Source organism: Dietzia sp. CH92 (assembly GCF_032248695.1).
Taxonomy (GTDB): domain Bacteria; phylum Actinomycetota; class Actinomycetes; order Mycobacteriales; family Mycobacteriaceae; genus Dietzia.
Genome location: NZ_JAVHXC010000027.1, coordinates 1 through 325 on the forward strand (window position 1 = coordinate 1; position 325 = coordinate 325).

The 325-nt window shown below is 57.5% G+C and carries 1 protein-coding gene; it reads left to right on the forward strand.

Annotation, left to right across the window (positions count from 1 at the left end):
* Positions 1-325 (forward strand): hypothetical protein (locus RWK90_RS17305; protein WP_314038868.1); only part of this gene is annotated, 325 nt, incomplete at both ends.

The following is a 325-nucleotide window of genomic DNA, read 5'->3' on the forward strand; positions in this document are numbered from 1 at the left end:
TGGGAAAAAACTTCCCCGCACCTTCTGCCAGCTCATCCTGGACCCCATCTTCAAGGTGTTCGACGCCATCATGAACTTCAGGAAGGAGGAGACAGCCAAGCTGATCGAGAAGCTGGACATCAAGCTGGACAGCGAGGACAAAGACAAGGAGGGCAAGCCATTGCTCAAGGCTGTGATGCGCCGCTGGCTGCCTGCAGGGGACGCCCTCCTGCAGATGATCACCATCCACTTACCATCCCCCGTCACTGCACAGAAGTACCGTTGTGAGCTGCTATACGAGGGGCCTCCCGACGATGAGGCCGCCATGGGTATTAAGAGCTGCGAC